This window comes from Streptomyces sp. NBC_01260 (assembly GCF_036226405.1).
GTDB lineage: Bacteria > Actinomycetota > Actinomycetes > Streptomycetales > Streptomycetaceae > Streptomyces > Streptomyces laculatispora.
This window is the reverse complement of sequence record NZ_CP108464.1, coordinates 3,599,714-3,616,586: the sequence shown is the minus strand read 5'-3', so window position 1 is coordinate 3,616,586 and position 16,873 is coordinate 3,599,714. Positions and strand designations below refer to the sequence as shown.

Annotated in this window: 19 protein-coding genes and 1 pseudogene; 9 read left to right on the top strand and 11 right to left on the bottom strand. The window is 70.4% G+C overall.

All coding sequences use genetic code 11. From position 1 onward, the window contains the following. Window positions 1-11: 11 nt before the first annotated feature. Window positions 12-845, bottom strand: coding sequence for a hypothetical protein (locus OG322_RS15900; protein WP_123460768.1), 834 nt, complete (start codon window positions 843-845; stop codon window positions 12-14). A gap of 321 nt (window positions 846-1,166) precedes the next feature. After that, the gene (locus OG322_RS15895; protein ID WP_329306569.1) at window positions 1,167-1,880 is read right to left on the bottom strand and encodes a TetR/AcrR family transcriptional regulator; all 714 of its coding nucleotides are present in this window, start codon (window positions 1,878-1,880) and stop codon (window positions 1,167-1,169) included. A gap of 418 nt (window positions 1,881-2,298) precedes the next feature. On the opposite strand from OG322_RS15895, the gene OG322_RS15890 reads away from it, so the two are divergent. Next, on the top strand, window positions 2,299-2,652 hold the full coding sequence (locus OG322_RS15890) for a beta/gamma crystallin domain-containing protein (RefSeq protein WP_123460770.1): 354 nt from the start codon (window positions 2,299-2,301) through the stop codon (window positions 2,650-2,652). A 393-nt stretch (window positions 2,653-3,045) separates the two neighbouring features. After that, a complete protein-coding gene (locus OG322_RS15885) occupies window positions 3,046-3,888 on the top strand; it encodes an IS5 family transposase (protein ID WP_329306568.1) in 843 nt (280 codons plus the stop codon). Window positions 3,889-3,955: 67 nt separating this feature from the next. On the opposite strand, the gene OG322_RS15880 is transcribed toward OG322_RS15885, so the two are convergent. Beyond that, window positions 3,956-4,399: a winged helix-turn-helix transcriptional regulator gene (locus OG322_RS15880; RefSeq protein WP_123460772.1), complete on the bottom strand. Its 444-nt coding sequence runs from the start codon at window positions 4,397-4,399 to the stop codon at window positions 3,956-3,958. A 130-nt stretch (window positions 4,400-4,529) separates the two neighbouring features. Between OG322_RS15880 and OG322_RS15875 the strand changes: the two genes are divergently transcribed. Continuing rightward, window positions 4,530-5,402 (top strand): aldo/keto reductase family oxidoreductase, encoded by an 873-nt coding sequence (locus OG322_RS15875; RefSeq protein ID WP_123460773.1) that lies wholly within the window; start codon window positions 4,530-4,532, stop codon window positions 5,400-5,402. A gap of 15 nt (window positions 5,403-5,417) precedes the next feature. Here the strand turns inward: OG322_RS15875 and OG322_RS41550 are convergent. Continuing rightward, window positions 5,418-5,513, bottom strand: a pseudogene (locus OG322_RS41550) (IS5/IS1182 family transposase); the annotation flags it as partial. A gap of 200 nt (window positions 5,514-5,713) precedes the next feature. Beyond that, a complete protein-coding gene (locus tag OG322_RS15870) occupies window positions 5,714-7,075 on the bottom strand; it encodes an erythromycin esterase family protein (RefSeq protein ID WP_123460774.1) in 1,362 nt (453 codons plus the stop codon). A gap of 522 nt (window positions 7,076-7,597) precedes the next feature. Here OG322_RS15870 and OG322_RS15865 point away from each other — a divergent pair. After that, the gene (locus OG322_RS15865; protein WP_124284667.1) at window positions 7,598-8,119 is read left to right on the top strand and encodes a hypothetical protein; all 522 of its coding nucleotides are present in this window, start codon (window positions 7,598-7,600) and stop codon (window positions 8,117-8,119) included. Window positions 8,120-8,169: 50 nt separating this feature from the next. Here OG322_RS15865 and OG322_RS15860 read toward each other — a convergent pair whose 3' ends face one another. After that, complete coding sequence (locus OG322_RS15860) at window positions 8,170-8,520, bottom strand: hypothetical protein (protein WP_123460776.1); 351 nt, start codon at window positions 8,518-8,520, stop codon at window positions 8,170-8,172. Window positions 8,521-8,745: 225 nt separating this feature from the next. After that, a complete protein-coding gene (locus OG322_RS15855) occupies window positions 8,746-10,158 on the bottom strand; it encodes a DUF6056 family protein (protein WP_329306567.1) in 1,413 nt (470 codons plus the stop codon). Window positions 10,159-10,557: 399 nt separating this feature from the next. Here OG322_RS15855 and OG322_RS15850 point away from each other — a divergent pair, with 399 nt between their 5' ends. After that, window positions 10,558-11,955, top strand: coding sequence for a ricin-type beta-trefoil lectin domain protein (locus tag OG322_RS15850; protein WP_164494374.1), 1,398 nt, complete (start codon window positions 10,558-10,560; stop codon window positions 11,953-11,955). Window positions 11,956-12,022: 67 nt separating this feature from the next. Continuing rightward, complete coding sequence (locus OG322_RS15845; RefSeq protein WP_123460779.1) at window positions 12,023-12,412, top strand: VOC family protein; 390 nt, start codon at window positions 12,023-12,025, stop codon at window positions 12,410-12,412. Here OG322_RS15845 and OG322_RS15840 read toward each other — a convergent pair. Further along, window positions 12,393-12,608, bottom strand: coding sequence for a DUF397 domain-containing protein (locus OG322_RS15840; RefSeq protein ID WP_124284671.1), 216 nt, complete (start codon window positions 12,606-12,608; stop codon window positions 12,393-12,395). The two genes, OG322_RS15845 and OG322_RS15840, sit on opposite strands and share 20 nt — an antisense overlap. Continuing rightward, window positions 12,589-13,431 carry a helix-turn-helix domain-containing protein gene (locus OG322_RS15835; protein ID WP_329306566.1) on the bottom strand — a complete coding sequence of 281 codons (843 nt, stop codon included), beginning with the start codon at window positions 13,429-13,431 and terminating at the stop codon, window positions 12,589-12,591. Before OG322_RS15835 ends, OG322_RS15840 begins: the two co-directional genes overlap by 20 nt. Before the next feature lie 113 nt (window positions 13,432-13,544). Here OG322_RS15835 and OG322_RS15830 point away from each other — a divergent pair, with 113 nt between their 5' ends. From OG322_RS15830 to OG322_RS15820, 3 genes are read left to right on the top strand one after another with little or no spacing between them, the layout of a single operon-like run. Further along, a complete protein-coding gene (locus OG322_RS15830; RefSeq protein ID WP_123460782.1) occupies window positions 13,545-13,787 on the top strand; it encodes a hypothetical protein in 243 nt (80 codons plus the stop codon). Further along, a complete protein-coding gene (locus OG322_RS15825) occupies window positions 13,777-14,019 on the top strand; it encodes a hypothetical protein (protein ID WP_123460783.1) in 243 nt (80 codons plus the stop codon). The genes OG322_RS15830 and OG322_RS15825 overlap by 11 nt, the downstream gene beginning before the upstream one ends. A 54-nt stretch (window positions 14,020-14,073) precedes the next feature. Next, window positions 14,074-14,925, top strand: coding sequence for an inositol monophosphatase family protein (locus OG322_RS15820; protein ID WP_123460784.1), 852 nt, complete (start codon window positions 14,074-14,076; stop codon window positions 14,923-14,925). Here the strand turns inward: OG322_RS15820 and OG322_RS15815 are convergent. Beyond that, window positions 14,886-16,169: an MFS transporter gene (locus tag OG322_RS15815; protein ID WP_123460785.1), complete on the bottom strand. Its 1,284-nt coding sequence runs from the start codon at window positions 16,167-16,169 to the stop codon at window positions 14,886-14,888. The genes OG322_RS15820 and OG322_RS15815 overlap by 40 nt on opposite strands. Then, window positions 16,166-16,705 (bottom strand): ArsR family transcriptional regulator, encoded by a 540-nt coding sequence (locus tag OG322_RS15810; RefSeq protein WP_124284676.1) that lies wholly within the window; start codon window positions 16,703-16,705, stop codon window positions 16,166-16,168. Before OG322_RS15810 ends, OG322_RS15815 begins: the two co-directional genes overlap by 4 nt. Window positions 16,706-16,873: the final 168 nt, after the last annotated feature.

Here is a 16,873-nt window from a genome sequence, read left to right as displayed (position 1 = left end):
CAGTCCGTCCGCTACCGGCGGGCCCGCTCCGCCCGGGGTGCCAGCCCCGCCCGTACCGCGCTCATCCTGGCCCGTACGCCCTGGACGGGGACGGCGCCCTGCGGGCCGTGGGCGGTGGGGGCGGGGCCCGGGTTGCCGCCCCGGCAGGTGCCGCACAGCCCGCCCGTCAGGGCCTCCGGGGCGGCCGGTGCGCGGCATTCGCCGCACTCCAGGGTGCGGAGTGCGGCCGTGCGGTGCGGGGGAGCGGCGACCCGGGCGGGCGGGAGTTTGTCCCGCAGGCGTCGGCGGACGAGCCCCGCCGCGTGGTGGACCGGCGACGGCAGGCCCTCGGTCAGGGCGTGCAGGATCTCCGCCTCGGTGGCGCCGCGCTCGAACCACTCGCCCAGCCGCGGTTCCAGTGCCACGCAGTCCGCCTGCGACAGCGTCAGTGCGGGCGCCTTGCGCCCGAGGGCGGCGAGCAGGATGAACGAGCGGGAGCGGATGGGGCGTTGGGGCTGCTCCTGCGGTACGTCGCCCCTGGTGAACGCCGCCCACCACGCGTCGTCGCGCGCGGTGCGGGAGAAGAACGTCCGCGTCACCCAGAGCAGCACCTCCTCGGTCGCCACGCACTCGCTGCCCCGGCGCAGATGTCCGGCTTCCTGGAGGCGGTTCAGCGTGGTCCGCAGCGCGCACTGGCCGTACGGGAGGGCCTTGGCCAGCGTCTTCACGGAGATGTCGGCGCCGTCGCACAGCCCGTCGAGGTACGCGGCGACGGCGGCGTCACGGGGGAGGAGGTGGGTGAAGTCGTGCCCGGTGCGAGGGCGTTGGTCCGGGGCCGAACGCTTGCCGTACCCGGGACTGGCCATCGGGTGGTCGAGCGTGGGCGGGGACACGGGCGCGAGGGGAGAGGCAGCACTAAGCTGGCGGACAGCCATGAGATCGGTCCTGACGATCGAAGTGGTCAGGCCCCTGCTCGGTGTTTCCGCACCGGCGGGGGCCGTCGTGTCCCGGCTGACGTTAGAGCGTCGTCACCACCCGTCGCAAGTCGGTCACACATGGTCAACTCGCCGGTCAGGGTGGGTGGGCGGGTATTCAATCCCTCCACCCATTCCGCTGAAAGAGCGCTCGGATCTCGACGCTTGAGCCCCGGGGTCGGATCGGCCGCATGGCTGGTCCGGTCGGGCCGGTCAGATCTGTGCGCCCCCGGCCGGGACGTCCGCTGCGGGTACGGGCGTGTCCCTGATGCCGTTGATCAGGGTCGCGATGCCCCATGACATGCGCTGCTCCGCCGTGCCGGAGACCAGCTGCGCGGCCAGGCCCGCGATGTGCGGGTGGGTGCGTCCGGACGTTCCGCGCAGGGCGCCCGTGAGGGAGTCCCACTCGGCCCGCGTGTGGGCGGACTGGTCCCGCGTCGCCTGTTCCGCCGCCGTCGCGGTCGCGTACTGCAGCAGTACGTCCACGCCCCAGGCCGCCTGGCCGGGCGGGATGCCGCCCTCGTCGAGCAGCGCGAGAAGCGACTCGACCAGCCGGAAGTAGTGCGTGCCGCTGGGGCGGATCATCAGCGCGGCGCGCGCCAGGCCGGGGTGCTCGAAGAGGGTGTCCGTGTACGAGGTGAGCAGCCCCTCCAGCCGCTCGCGCCAGTCGCCGCCGTCCGCGACGTGCAGCGTTCCGAGCAGCTCGTCGAGGATCGCCGCGTGCAGCTCGGCCGTGTTGGCGACGTACACGTAGAGCGAGGCGGGACCCGTGTCCAGCTCCTGCGCCAGGCGGCGCATGGTCACCTTCCCCAGCCCTTCGGACCGCATGATCCCGACCGCCGTGGCCACGATCCCGTTCCGCGAGAGTGCGGGCTTGGCAGGGCGCTCCCGGCGGCTGCGTCGTGGCTGGTCGGTGTCGGATTCCATGCGGTCCACCGTAACGAACGGCCGATGGGCCGAACAAGTTCGGATCGAACGTGTTCGCCGGTGCGGGGATGGCCCTCATTGGCCAAAAGCTTCCCGGCCGTCATGGCATGGCCGAGCTCGAACAGTGCTCGATTATCCGGCAGAAAGGGCTCACGGCCGGCGTGAAAGGAAATAGGCACGAACCTTCCCTACCGTCTCGATCTAGACATTTAGGGGTGCATTCCGGACCGGGCAGGCGTGGATGATTGCCATACACAGCTTCCCTGCGGGATCTTCGTGGAGCAGGAGCATTAAACGGGGCGACGGAAGGGCCATGCGAAGGGCTGTATGGAGGCGGGCGAATATCTTTTCGACGTGTCTTCATTTTGTCCGGTCGTAGCGTGTCCTTGCCGTTCGATTATCGAATGAAGGAGAAGTTGTGATCTCGAAGACGAAGAGGATCGCCCGTTCCCTGGGCGTGGCGATCGCCGCCACCGCGGCGGTCACGATGGTCATGCCCACGAGCAACGCCTTCGCCATCGACCACGTCGAGTGCCGTGGCGGGGAGGACTTCCTGAAGATCTGGTCCCACCTGGACGGCAGCACCAGCGTGGACTGCTACGCCAACAAGGGCCGGACCGGCTTCGGCAACTGGTGGGTCGACCGCATTTCGACGGGCAACAACGATCTCATCTACTACGACGCGAACGGCGACTCGGTGCGCATCAACCGGTGGACCGACATCACGTTCCCGAACAACCCGCCGCGGGTCAAGGACATCGAAATCCTCTAGACCCTCCGGCGGAGGCGCGGGCCGGCGCTTCGGGAAGGCCGTGCCGACTCGCGATCCTTCATGGATTCAGTCCGCTTCACGGGTTTAATCCCTTCGCGGATTCAATCCTTCGCGGATTCAACCTTTCCCCGGCAGGGGTGAATTCTGGGTGCGACTGAATTCACCTCTGCCCGGCGGCAGGGCTGAATCAAAGTCGGAGTGATCACGCGGCGTCGTCGGTCACGGCCGGCCGGTGATCTCCTGGAAGGGCGTCACGTACGCAACGAAGCTCCGGTATACGGGTGACCTCGTAAGAGCCTGCGCAGATAGGCGGATGGGGCACCCGGACAGCGAGGAGGGGACTGGTCTCCGTGATCATGGAGTTGCGACGCTCTGTGGTCACTGGGGAGACCTGTGCCCGTTCTTCCCGCATGGCTGACCGACCCGCTGTGGGACCAATTTGCGGCGCTGCTGCCCGAGCGTCCCGCGGTCGATCCGGCCCACCCGTTGGGGTGTCACCGGCCCCGCATCGGCGACCGGATCGTGTTCGACAAGCTACTGCGACTGCTGCGGTTCGGCTGCTCGTACCAGGCGATCGCCGACACCACCTGCTCGGCGACCACCATCCGCAACCGCCGCGACGAGTGGATCTCCCTCGGCGTCTTCGCCCGGCTCAAGCAGATCGCGCTGGAGTCCTACGACCGGATCGTCGGACTCGTGCTCGACCAGATCGCCATCGACGGCTCCATCACCAAGGCCCCCGGCGGCGGCGAGGTCGCCGGGCGCTCACCGGTGGACCGCGGCAAGCAAGGCCTCAAACGCTCGGGCATGACCGATGGTTACGGAATCCCGCTCGGCAGGGTCCTCGCCGGAGCGAACCGCCACGACTTCCCACTGCTCGCCCCGACCCTGGACTTGCTGGAGCACCTGGGACCGCTGCCCGACGACATCACCGTGCACCTGGACGCCGGCTACGACTCGGACAAGACCCGCACCGAACTCGCTGCCCGCAACCTGCACGGCCGCATCGCGCACAAGGGCGAGAAGGCGCCGATCCAGGCCAGGGATCGGTGGCACGTCGAGCGCACCCACGCCTGGCAGAACGCCTTCCACCGCCTTGCCCGCTGCTACGAGCGTCGTGCGACCGTCGCCAACGCCTTCTTCGACCTCGCAGACACGATCATCACCGTCCGTAGCCTGATCCGCCGAGCCTGGACCACCCACCGCTGGGACGACCGCCCCAAGCGACGTCCTTGAGCCCCGTCCATCTGCCCGGCCTCATACGCGCAGACGGTTCGGCGCTGATGAGCAACCCTGGTGTGGTTCAGGCGACGCGGGTGTCGTAGGTCTCGCGGTTGGCAAGCACATCGTCCATGTGCGTTTCGGCCCAGGCCTTGAGGCCCCGCATCATCTCGTACAGCGACAGGCCGAGATCGGTCAGCTCGTAGGAGACCGTGACCGGCACGGTCGGCACCACGGTGCGGGACACCAGGCCGTCGCGCTCCAGGGAACGCAGCGTCTGGGTGAGCATCTTCTGGCTGACGCCGGCCACCAGGCGCTGCAGCTCCGAGTAGCGCATCACCCGGGGCCCGCCGGCGCAGTCGGCGCCGGGCTGATGCGCGCTGTCGCTGCCGAGCGCGGCCAGGATCAGCGTGACCCACTTGTCCGAGATCCGGTCGAGCAGCTTGCGGCTGGGGCAGGCAGCCACGAAGGCGTCGTACTCCACCTTGGCCTGTGCCCTTTGCTGGGCTGCCGTCATCGTCGCCATGGATCATTCCTCTCACCCGTGGGTGCCTTACGCACTTCGAAGTGCCTACTTCCCGACAAGAAGCTACGCACCAATAGTGGTGCAAGGCGCCGTCAGGCACCATCACCTGGCTCAACACGAAAGGCACACCATGGGCACCCCCTCCGCCTCGCTTCCCGGCGGCACCTGGACCCTGGGCGACCTGACCGTCACCCGGTTCGGCTACGGCGCCATGCAGCTCGCCGGCCCCTGGGTCATGGGTCCGCCTGCCGACCGCGAGGGCGCATTCGCCGTTCTCCGCGAGGCCGTCGGCCTCGGCATCACCCACATCGACACCGCCGACGCCTACGGGCCACACATCACCAACCAGCTGATCCGCGAAGCGCTGCACCCGTACTCCGACTCGCTGCACATCGTGACCAAGGTCGGGGCGACTCGCGACGAGGAGGGAGGCTGGCCCCCGGCACGCAAGCCTGAAGAGCTGCGCCGGGCCGTCACCGAGAACCTGGAGAACCTCGGCCTCGACACGCTGGACGTGGTCAACCTCCGGCTCGGCGACGCCCAGGGCCCCGTGCCCGGTTCGCTCGCGGAGGCGTTCGGGGCGCTCGTCGACCTCCAGCGGCAGGGCCTCATCCGGCACCTCGGCGTGAGCAACGCGACGGCGGAACAGGTCGCCGAAGCGCGCTCGATCGCGCCGATCGTGTGCGTGCAGAACATGTACAACCTCGCCCACCGCCACGACGACGACCTGATCGACGAGCTCGCAGAGCAGGGCATCGCCTACGTGCCCTTCTTCCCCCTCGGCGGCTTCAGCCCGCTGCAGTCCTCGGCACTCACGGCCGTAGCCACCCGGTTGGACGCGACGCCCATGTCGGTCGCCCTGGCCTGGCTCCTGCAGCGGTCGCCGAACATCCTGCTGATCCCCGGCACCTCATCGGTGGCACACCTGCGCGAGAACGCCGCCGGCGCGGGACTCCCGCTGTCCGACGACGATCTCGCCGAGCTCGACAAGATCGGCCGCTAACCCTACGGCGCTCACCAGCGGCTGGGCCGGATCGACTGCGGGACGCTCGGGCAGCAGCGCCGCGAATTGGTCCCACAGCGGGTCGGTCAGCCATGCTGGAAGGACGGGCACAGGTCTCCCCAGTGATCACAGAGCGTCGCAACTCCATGATCAGGGACACCTGTGCTCGCCTCACTGCCTGGGCGCCCCACCCGCCAATCTGCGCGAGCTCTAAGTCGCCCTGAACAGCCGGAGCTTCGCTGTGCCGCCCGTCTGCCACGCCTCGGCCTCGGTGCTGCTGCGGAGCACCCGCGTCTTGAAGCAGCCCTGGGTCAGAGGCTGGTGGCTGCGTGGACCTGGTCGAGGTGGATGAGGATGTCGTAGGCCCGGGTGATGGCGAGCGTGGGGAGCGGGTCCTTCGTGAAGGACGAGCCGGCCTCGTAGGTGGGGCGGGGCGTGTCCAGCCAGGTGCGGCCCGCGGCGGGCAGGGTGCGCAGGTCGAGGTAGTAGTCGCGGTGGTGCACCCGGTTGAGGGTGTACTCCTGCATGCCGCGGGTGGCCGCGGGGACGGTGACCTTGTTCCAGGGGCTGCCGAGGGTGGTCGCGGTGAGGAACGAGCCGCGGCCGAAGGTGAAGCCGATGGCGGCGTAGTCCCGGCCGAGGGCCTCGCGCAGGAAGGCGCCCTGGGTCGTGGGGTACATCACCGGGTCGGTGGCCAGGTAGCCCACGTGGCCGTTGTGCGCCGAGAGCAGCATCTTGTCGCCGGTGCGGCGGTGCCACCAGGCGGTGTTGTCGGCCATGACCCGGTCGCGGAGGTGCTCCGCGGCGGAGACCGATGCCGGGTCGGACAGGTCGAGCGAGGCGAACGCGAAGGTCTGGGCGATGCTGCGGGCGTGCTGCTCGGCCCATTCGTAGGCGTCGCCGCCGTCCCCCTTGTGCGCGGTGACCAGGTCGAACGCCTGCTGGGCGGTGGCGGCGTCGAGGCGACGTTCCGCGACGGGCTTGCGCAGGTAGGCGAAGACGTCGTCGAGGGGGCGCAGGCCCGCGTACAGCTCCTCAAGGCGTGCGACGTCCTGGGGGCGGCTCGTGCGGACGTACGAGAGCACCCGGTCGAAGACTGCGTCGCCGAGCTTGGGCGCCCCGACGTCGTTGCCCATGAAGTGGACCTTCCGGCCGGGGTGGCGGTCGTTGTGGCGCCGCATCCAGGCGATGAGGCTGACGAACTCCTCGCGCTCCCAGGGTGATCCGGTCAGTGTCTCCTTCGCGATCCGCCGGGCGTCGCCGGGGCCGCCCTGCAGGTACTCGTCGATCCGCAGGCCCGCAGTCCAGCTCATCTCCAGGGCGAAGGTGGTGAAGCCCTTCTCCTGGACGAGGTGGCTGAAGACGCGTTGCTTCATGGTGAAGAACTCGTGCGAGCCGTGGGTGGCCTCGCCCAGTCCGACCACCTTGGCGTCGCCGATCATGGCGTCCAGCGCCCGTAGGTCGCTGGTGTTGCCGCCGGGCTCCGTCGAGCGCAGGGGCTGGGCGGCGCGCTCCAGCGCGCGGAGCGCGTCGGCCTGCCGGCTCTTCGCCCCGGTGGGGGCGGGTGTGGTGGTCGCGGCGGAGGCCGTGGGGGCCAGCAGGGCCGTGGCCGCGAGCCCGGCCGTCGCGGCGAGCAGCCTCCGTCGGCCGATCGCCTGGTGGTGCGCGGTCATGCTGAACTCCTCGGCTCGTTCGTGTTTCCTGGGCGGTGAAACGATCATGGCCTGGAGTGGGAGCGGGCCGCGCTGGGGGCGTCCTCCGGGTTTGACCGGGGGCTATCCCCCCTTTGCCCTCAGCGAGGGCTGTCCGGCCGGAGCGGTTCGGGAGCCGCGGGCGCTCAGGCGGGCAGTGGGAATGCTCGGTCGGCGGCGGCGACGCCCTCCGGGAGTGGTGCGCCGAAGCCGCTGCCTGCGCACTTCACGGCCGCGACGTCCGCACCGTCTGGCAGGGGCTCCTGAACCGGGCCGAACGCGGCGAGCTGGACAACCCCGCCGGGCCGGGAACCCCCCTCGAAGTGCACACGGTGAGTCAGGGGTTTCCTTCCCTGGCCGGGGAGCGCGGGGAGGGAAGGACAGGGGATGACCGCCTTCCTCCGCGCGGGGGAGGCGGTGGCAGGGATCTCCTCCTGGCGCCGGCCCCAAGGCTGGTCCTCGCGAGCGACGTCGTGGTGTCGGTACGCCGAGACGATGGTGTACATGACCACCACCCGGCTCACCCACTCCGATTCGCTGCCGCCCCGCTGGGCGGTTCGGGCCGCACACCTCGTCCCGCTCCTCACCCTGCCGTCGGGAATCTGGCGCCTCCTGCTGGCAGCCGGACACCGCGGCGGCTACACCGAGGCCGGGTACCAGGCGATGGGCATCAGCGGCTGGGGAGTTGCGTACGTCGTTGGCCTGAGCGTTGCCGGCGAGGCTCTGGCACTGCTCACCCTCGGCCTGGTCCGGCCGTGGGGCGAGGTCGTCCCGCACTGGGTTCCGCTGCTCGGTGGCCGCCGGGTCCGCGTGACGGCGGCCGTGATCCCCGCCGCTCTCGGTGCCGTCGCACTGACGGTCCTGTGGGCTCCGTTCGCCGTGTGGTGGGCAGTTCCCCATGCCGACATGACCGCGCTCGGCAGTACGGTCACCGGATTCCTCTACCTGCCCATGGTCGCCTGGGGGCCGCTGCTCGCAGCGGTCACGCTCTCCTACTACCGACGGCGCCGCGCCGCACAGGCCTGATCCGGGCGGGCCCGGCCGAACCCGGCGGCGAGCAGTGGCCCTTGCCGGACTCAGAGGTGGCGCTGTGCGGCCTCGACGCTGTCGCTGCCGCTGGTGTTGAACGCGATCGCGGCCTGCGGCGCATGGCGGCGGATCAGGTTCACGGTCTGCTCGAAGATCGGCAGCAGCTGCTCCGTCCTGCGGATGCCGCCACCGATGACAACCACGTCCCACGGGCGCTCGGTCAGGGCCGCGACGAGGACGGACTCGACGGATTCGCCGAACACGATCAGCGCCATCGCCGCGTCGATGCCGTGGTGGCCGAACCGGACCAGCTCCGCGTCGAGAGAGGCGCGAAGGGCATCCGCGTCGGCGCCGGGGATCGCCTGTGGGTCGTAACCGACAACAAGGGCAGAAGGCATACGGCCAACCTTGCCCCATCACGGGAGACGATGACGCCTCTGATGGCCGCGCGGCTCATGTCCGGTGGGCTGTTGTGCTCCGTCTGCCGCAGGCCTGCCCGGCTTTTGACGCTTGAGCCCCGGGCTGTGGCTGCTGCACGACGGCGCGGCTCGGCCGGACCCGGCGTGCCCGGATCGGGGTGCCGGTACCTCCATGGGGCGCGGCTCCTTCGGATCCGGGGCGCGTCAGGGCACCTCCGGGGCGTAGTCCACCCGCGTCAGGTGGTAGTAGCGGGCCACGCACGCCGTCACCCAGCTTCGCTTCCCGTTGCCGAACGGCTCCGTCATCTTGGCGATGGGCGTCGGCGCGTACGGCAGGACTCGCGCCCCCTGCGCCACCCGGGCGCGCAGCCAGACGTCCTGACGCTCCCACGCGTGCGCCCGCACCCGCATCTGGTCGCCGAGGTGGACGAGCGGGGGAGCGAGCCCGACGCATACGGCGGCGCACGCGGCCGCGGCGGCCCACCGCAGGACGCCGCCGTGCAGCCGGTGCAGCCGGACCCCCTGGAGCGACTGCCCCAGCATCATGCCGAGACCGGTGAGCAGGGCGACGTACAGGAAGAGGAAGTCGTTCCAGAGCCGGGTGGAGTTCACCACTCCGGCGTGGAAGACGGGATACGCGAGGAGCGTGGCGAGATAGCCGGCGACCAGGAACGTGACTGCTCCGGCACACAACAGCAGCACCGGACGGCGCGGCGGGTCCGGCCGGGCGCCGCCGGGGCCCCGCATCACCAGGCCGAGCAGAACACCGGCCGCGACCGCCCCCAGGTACTGCCACGAGGAGAAGGTGTCGATCATGATGTGCCCGAAGCTCCGGGCGGTCCCGGCGAGCGAGTCCGGCGCGATCAGAGAGGTGTCCTTCGCCGCGCCGACCCGGCCCCTGCGGCGCCGGGACCCCGGAGACGTCACCAGGATCAGCGCCCCGGCCAGCGTCGCGGCCACACCCACGGCGAGCCAGGCCCGCAGCCGGCGGCGGGACTGGCCGCCCCCCGTCCGGAAGGTCATCACCAGCGCGGCGATCAGCACCACCAGTACGACGACCGTGCTCTGCTCCGAGAGCGTCCCGATGCAGAGGCCGATGACCACGCCGATGCCCAGCGCGACGGCCCTGCCCCCGCGCGACCGTGCGAGCAGGAACGGAATCACCGCCGCGCAGGCGAGGACCGGGGGCAGCGTGTGCGAGACGGACGCGGCGGGCCAGTAGAACGTCTTGTACGTGTTGGGGGACCCCAGAAGGAAGACCACCGTCACCATGGACGCCACGAACAGCGGAATCCCGCGCGGCACCGTCAGGGCCGCCCTGCGCAGGGCCAGCGCGGTCACGGTCCACAGAATCCCCAGCACGAACACGGCACTGATGGGGGCGAACCACTGCTGTCCCGGCACACCGGACCTGCCGTAGAGCCAGACCAGTACGCCGTTCATGACTCGGCCGTTGTCGTCGACGTAGAACTTCCTGACCATCCCGGAGAGTCCGTGAGCGCGGATGACCGGCAGGAAGCACCACTCGTCGCCGCTCGGGCGCACCCAGCGAGCGAAGGACGCGGCCGTCGCGAGGAGCCCCAACGGGAACAGCGAGAGGACGTACGCCCATGGCACGGCCCATGACCTCCGGGGCTCAGGAGCCTTCGCGTATCCCGGCCGTTCTCCTTCTCCCACTGCGAAACCGCCCTCGACATCCTGGTGGCTGTTCGTTTCCCTTCTGTCCGCAGTACCTCAGCCGTTCGGCGGCCGGGATCGCGCACACGCGGACTCCGCGACGAAGCAACGCGAACGGTCTACTGCGGTGCGTTCTTCCGGTGAGATTCTGTGGCGGCCCGGCCCGGCGGGCCGGTGGGAAGGGCGGACCTTGCGGAGCATCGGCGGGAAGCGCGGCGTGACGGCAGGGCCGCGAGCGAGGCGGTGGAGGTCGGGATGCGTGCGATGCGGGTGGGGCGCGGGAGGGGCGCGGTCAGGAGCCGTCGGACGTTGTTGCTCTGGGGTGCGCCCTGCCTGGCGATGAGTCTTGTTCTCCTCCTCCTGATCCTCGGCCAGCCTGCCGAGATGTCCGGGAGCCGGGCCACCACCGCGCTCCTGGACGGACCCGGGGTGACGGGGCGAAGAAGCGGTGTGCAGGTCTGCGGGCGCACGATGGTGGGTGTGGCCCATCAGGACGACGACCTGTTGTTCATCGATCCGGAGATCCAGCAGTCGCTGGGGCCGCGGTGCGCGTTCAGTACCGTCTACCTGACCGCCGGGGACGCCGGCCACGCATACGCCGGGGACCACTACGTACAGAGCAGGGAAAAGGGCGTGCGAGCGGCCTACGCGGAAATGGTGGGCGTCCCGAACCGCTGGACACGGCACGACATCCATGTGGGAACCCGCACCATCGCCTCCTTCACCTTGAACGGCTCGTTCAGTGTGCGGCTCTCGTTCCTCAGGCTTCCTGACGGGAACCCCGTCGGCACCGGATATCCGAGGCACGCCCACCAGAGCCTCCTGAGACTCTTCCGCGGCGAGATCCGGGCCATCCAGCCGGTGGACAAGTCGCAGGGCTACACGGAGCAGCAGCTCATCGACACCCTCACCGCTCTCGCCCGGCAGGACGGGATCAAGCGCGTGCTCACCCTGGACTACGACAACACGTTCTTCGGGCACACGTACATGCCGGGAGCCGATCACAGCGACCACGGGGTGGCCGGCCGGTACCTCCGACGCGTCGCGTTCGCCCTCCCCGGCGTTACCCCGATCGGTGCGACGGGGTACCTCGGATACGACATGTCCCGCCTCCCCGAGAATCTCGGCCCGATCCTGGCCCGGCAGAAGGAGGAGATCTTCCAGTCGTACCGGGTGGGCGCGGGATGCGAGTCCCGGCCCTGTCCGGCCGGTCACTACATGGGCGGGAAGTACGTGGAGTGGGTGCACCGGGAGTACTCCCTGAAACCTCGGACGGCCCGTTCGGGCGAGATCGTCTCGGCGATCGGCCTGGCGAACGCGAAGGGGCGGCACGAGCGCTGCCTCGGCCCGGCGGCCGGCGCGAAGGGCTCACACGCGACCGTGGCGGCCGGCACCTTCGACTGCACTGGCCAGGCCGATCAGTCCTGGCGCATCAACGCCGGAACCATCGAGTCGAAGGCCGGACCGCGGTGCCTCACCGCGGCCGCGCGGCGGGTCACCCTGGCGAGGTGCGACGGCCGCCCGCACCAGGAATGGCGCCGGGGCGCGGACGGGGAAATCCAGTCCGCCGGAGCCGCGGCCGCCGGACGCTGCCTGTTCCAGGAAGACCTGGCGCTTCGGAACCCGAGACTCCTCCTGAAGCCGTGCTCCCCCCTCCGGCCGGAACTGAGCTGGTACGGGGCGGGCGCGCTGCCCGTAAGTGTCGCCACCTCCTCCGCGCCGACGCCGGTGCCATGATCTGACCACCGAACGCCCTGGTCCTCGCGACCCGATGGCCCAGGCCCGATGCAGCGGGGAGCACCCCATGAGGATTCACCTGTCCAGCGTTTTCGTCGATGACCAGGAGAAGGCGCTGCGCTTCTATACGGACGTGCTGGGTTTCGTGAAGAAGGCCGATGTCCCGGTCGGCGCGGACCGCTGGCTGACCGTGGTCTCGCCGGAGGCCCCCGACGGGACGGAACTGCTGCTGGAGCCCGACGGCCATCCGGCGGTGAAGCCGTACAAGACGGCGCTGGTGAAGGACGGCATCCCGGCCACCTCCTTCGCCGTGGACGACGTGCACACGGAGTTCGGCCGGCTGCGCGAGCTCGGCGTGCACTTCACCCAGGAGCCGATGGAGATGGGCCCGGTCACCACTGCGGTGCTGGACGACACCTGCGGCAACCTGATTCAGATCATGCACATCCGCGCTTGAGACCACCGACGAACGATGCCCAGGCATCCGTCCGGAACATCAGCGCGGGGCCGTCGGTCACCTTGGAGTCGCGGACGGGGACGACGTCGGGGACACCGTCGAGGACTTCGAGGCAGTTGCCGCCGTCGCCTCCGCTGTGCGTGGACTTGCGCCAGGTCGCCGTGGTCAGGCCGTAGTCAGAACCGTGCAACTTCATGGTCGTATTCCTCCGCCACCGACTCGATCAAGGCCAGGGATGCCGCGGGTGGAATCGCGCTGGCCATCACCAGATCGTAAGCCAGTTGGTACTGGCGGACCGTTGCCGGATCGTCCTGCAAGTGGCCGATACCCATGCCGTCGACGTACGCGAGTGGGGGTGCATCCGGGAACGCCATCAACTTGAGAGGGCCGGTCAGCGCCGCATGGGCACCTTCCGTGAACGGCAGCACCTGGGCGACCATCCGGTGTTGCCTGACCAGTCCCGCGACATGACGAAGTGCCTCCGCCATAGCCTCCGGGCCACCCACCCTCCGGCGTAACACCGCCTCGTCCAGCACCACCCACAACATGGGGACTGTTGGATCGGCCAGCAGTTGCGCGCGCTCCAGTCGTGTCGTCACCAGCTCGTCGATCACTTGCTCAACAGCCGTGGGCTGATACGCCCAGAACACCGCCCGCGCATACGCCTCCGTCTGCAACAGACCCGGAATGAGCTGGGGCGCGTACTCCCGGATGGCCTCCGCGCGGGCCTCCGCCTCGGCGGCCTCCGCGAAGTGCTCGGGGTACTTCGACTCCTTCTGCGCCGCGCAGTTCCGTACGAAGAAGCCGTCCGCGCCGAGGATCTCGTCGAACTTCTCCGCCTGGTCCATCTGCATGCGCCGCACCCCGGACTCCAGCTGTCCGACGAAGGAGCCGCTGAGGAAGAGCGGGGCGCCCAGGTCCGACTGCGAGAGGCCCGCTTCTTCTCTTCGGTGGCGGAGTTCGGCGCCCAGGAGGGCACGGGGCGAGGAGGAGGGATCGAGCTTTCTGGGACCCGGCATGACAACTCCCTGTGATGCACGTGCGGTTGTTGGAACTGCACCTCTTCCAGGCTAACGAGAGATTGGACACGCTGGGTATGCATTGACATTACTCAGCGTGGAAGGAATGGATCATGACGACTACGGAGCGGCGCAGGGTTACGGCGAGCAGAGTGCGGGAGGCAGAGGAGGCGGTGGCGCGGTTGCGGGACGGGTTCGCGGGGGTCGGGATCACGTTGCCGTCGCTGCGGGTCGACCCGGTCTCGTGTGCGGGAAGCGGGCCGGCCGTGCTTGTCGACCTGGGGCGTTGCAACCTCGACACGGTGCGGCGGCTGAGCAGTCTGCTGGACGGGAAGGCGGCCGGTCATGGTGGGTGAGGGTGGTGACCTGGAGGCGTGCGTGCCGGAGCCGGGGTCGTTCGCCGTGGATGTGCGGGACGGGAGGGTGGGCCGGGTGATGGGGCGCGTCGGGCCGTATGTGCAGCTGCGGCCGCCCGGCGGGGGCTCGGAGTGGGACTGCCCGCCCGATGCCGTCCGGCCGGCCCCGCCGGGGCTGGTGCTGCGGGCGCGGGTGACGGAGGTCAACCGGGAGGGGCAGTTGCCGCGGTGAGGGTGCGAAGGGGTTTCGGGCCGCGGCGGGAACGGGCGCGGATAGCCTGCCCTCATGCCGAGCATGAACATGGAAAGCGACGCACAACTGGCCGTCAGGGCGGCCCAGGCGGGAGCGGCGGTGGTCCGGGACATGTACGGGACATCGCCGGAGCGGTTCGAGAAGTCCGGCGGTGACTTCGCGACGGCCGCCGACCTCGCGGCGGAGAGGGCCATCCTCGACGTCCTGCGAACCGCCCGGCCCGATGACGCGGTGACGGGTGAGGAGAGCGGCCACACCGGCGCGGACGGCGCGGAACGCCGGTGGCTGGTCGACCCCCTGTGCGGCACGTTGAACTACGCCGTGAACACCATGGTGGTCGCGGTGAACGTCGCCCTGCGCGTCGGGCCCTTTATTGCGGCGGCAGCGGCGGCCGACCCGTTCAGCGGGGAGGTGTTCTGGACGGACGGCGAGCGCGCCCGTGTCCGTACGGACGGTGCGGACGAGGAGTTGGCGCCCTCGTCCGGGTCACGGCTGGTCGACGTCAACCTCGACCCGCCGTTCCCCAACGCGCCGGACTTCCGGGCGGTCGGCCTGCTGGCCGCAGCGGAGTTCGCGGAGCACTTCCGGCCGCGCGTCGTCTCCAGCACCCTTGCCGTGGCCTGGGTCGCGGCCGGGCGCCGGGCCGCGTACGTCACCGACGGCAGGCTGCGCGACAGTGTGCACTTCGCCACCGGTATCGCCCTGTGCGAAGCGGCGGGCTGCGTGGTGACCGGCATCCACGGCCAGCCGCTGCACACCGGTGCGGGCGGTCTGGTCGTGGCGGCCGATGAGGAGACGCACGCCCTGCTGCTGAAGATGATCAGGAGCCAGGTCCCGGCCGGCCGTCAGGCCGGATCGGACAGCGGCTCCGCGGACTCCGGGTGACCTGGGCCGCCGGTCGGGGCAGCGCCACGCAGCGCCGCCTCCACCCGGCGGTTGCTGGTCATGGTCCCCGTGACGGCGGTCATGGCGAGGAGGAGTCCGGCGGCGGCGTAGAGCGGGGTACGTACGTCGTACGTGGTGGCCAGCCAGCCGCCGAGGAAGGCGCCGAACGGGGCGGCGCACATGGCGAGCATCCGGGAGGTGGAGGCGACCCGGCCCATCAGGTGGGCCGGGACGATCGTCTGCCGGAGGGAGGGCCCGAGCACCATCGTGGCGCCCATGCCCGCCCCGCAGACGGCGAGCGCGAGCCCGGCCACGTACGGACCCGGGGCGGCGGCAAGCCCCAGGATGGCAAGCCCCTCGACCGCGGCCGTGCAGGTCAGTGCGGTGCCGGTGCCGAGCCGGCGGCCGAGGAACGAGGCGATGCCCGCGCCGAGCAGGCCACCGGTGGCCTCCGCCGTGAGGAGCAGGCCGAAGCCGAAGTCGCCGATGCCGAGACGGTCGTGCGCGAAGAGGGCCAGTACGGTCTCCACGGCGAGGAAGGCGACGTTCCCGACCGCCGGACGGAGCGCGAGCCCGAGCAGCAACTGATCCCGCACGACGTACGAGGCCCCGGCCCGCGCCTGCCGGAGCAGCGACTCGCGGGCGCCTCCGGCAGGCCGGGGCATGGCGGGCAGCGACCGTACGAGCAGCGCGGAGAGCGCGAACGACACCCCGTCGGCGAGCAGCGGAACCGACCGCCCGAGCGCGAGCAGCGCACTGCCCGCGGGCGGCCCCGCGAAGCCGGAGGCGGCGGTCTGGGCGCCGCGCAGACGGGAGTTGGCGCGCTCAAGGAGTGCGGGCTCGCGGCCGAGCAGATCCGGCAGATAGGCCGTGGCGGCCGTGTCGAAGAAGAGTCCGCCGAGGCCGAGCAGGAAGGCGACGGCCGCGAGCAGCGGAATGCTCAGCACGTCGAGCACGGCCGCCGCCGCGGGTATCGCGAGCAGCACCGCACGCGCCGCGTCCGCGACCCACATCGTGCGGCGGCGGTCCCAGCGGTCCACCAGCGCACCGCCGAGTACCCCTAAGAGCAGCCACGGCAGCGTCCCGGCGGCCGTGACGACGGCGAGCGCCATCGGATTCCGCGTCAACGTCAGAGCGAGCAGCGGCAGCGCGGCATGTGTCACCCCGTCGCCCAGCGAGGACACCGTCTGTGCGGTCCACAGTCGTCCGAACCCGGTCGGCAACTTCTTTTCGGCTGAGGTCACTTGGAGCCACCTTCGGCCTGCTCGCGCGGCGCCGGCCGGAACAGCGCGAAGACGAGTGACGCATCCGGCAGCGACGGATCGGACAGCTCGTGGTACTCGTCCGCCAGTGCGTCCAGCCGCGCCCCCAACTCCGCGAACTGTTCCTCGGTGAGCCGCAGATGCGCCATCCGCACGTGCCGCTCGCCATCCGCCGGTGCGGCCTCCAGGTCCGCCACCGCGTGCCGCATCAGCGCATCCGGCTGCCCCGCCACCGGATCCGGCAGCACGATCGCTCGCGCGGCCATCGCGTAGTACCGCTCGGTGACCCCCCGCACCTTCCGCGTCCGTACCACCTTCACCAGGCCGGCCCGCTCAAGCAGCCGTACGTGGTAGCTGGAACTCCCCTTCGCCAGGCCCACCCGCCCGGCGATCTGAGTAATCGTCGCCGGCTCGAAGCGGAGCACGGCCATGATCCGGTGACGCGTGAGGTTGGAGACGGCGCGTAGCTGCTCGTCAGTGGTGACATGAATCGTCTCGGGAAGCTCTTCGGCAGGCATGGCGTCAATGGTCAACGATTCTTGACCATTGAGCAAGGGGGTTTCGCGTACGCCTTTTCGGCGCGGGGTGACACCGGCCGGCGTGATCCCCGTGTCACCGCGACCTGCCCTGCACCGGGAGCAACCGCACCGCAGGAGTACCGGCCGGTGCCGCCGGCCGGTGCTGAG